Annotated in this window: 1 protein-coding gene; it reads right to left on the reverse strand. The window is 56.6% G+C overall.

Annotation, left to right across the window (positions count from 1 at the left end):
• Positions 1-7 precede the first annotated feature (7 nt).
• Positions 8-512: transposase (locus RBA40_RS33490; RefSeq protein WP_306653242.1), on the reverse strand; the 505-nt coding region annotated here is incomplete at its 5' end.

Raw genomic sequence — 512 nt, forward strand, 5'->3', positions numbered from 1 at the left:
ACCGGGGTCAGATACCGTCTTGAATAGCAATCCTATTCGATAAATAGTTTGCATCGAAGACGGTGCCTGTGCGAATGACACCATAGATCAGGTGTGTCAGCTTGTGCATCACCGCTCCGATAACGGCCTTTTTGGTCATTCCGGTGGCTAACAGGCGTTCGGCGAACTGTCGCAAGATCGGGTTATGGCGGCGCGCCACCATGCTTGGCATGAACAGCGCCGCCCTTAAAGATGAGTTACCGACCTTGCTCACCATCGTTCTTCCCCTCACCGAGCTGCCTGAAGTGCGCTGCTTTGGGGTGACGCCCAGGAAAGCAGCGAAGGCCTTCGCATTGTCGAAGCGCCGAATGTCTCCAAGGTGGCCGAGGAGTCGGGCGACAGTCGTCATGCCGATCCCAGGGATGCTGGCAATGAGCCGCGCATCGTCTTTGAGCCCAGGATGCCGGTCGATGTGATCGTCGATCTCGTTCTCCAGCTTGTTGATTTCGGCATCGAGCCAAACGATGTGCTGC

Origin of the sequence: Massilia pseudoviolaceinigra (assembly GCF_030846505.1) — a bacterium.
In the GTDB taxonomy this organism is placed as follows: Bacteria; Pseudomonadota; Gammaproteobacteria; order Burkholderiales; family Burkholderiaceae_D; genus Telluria_A; species Telluria_A violaceinigra.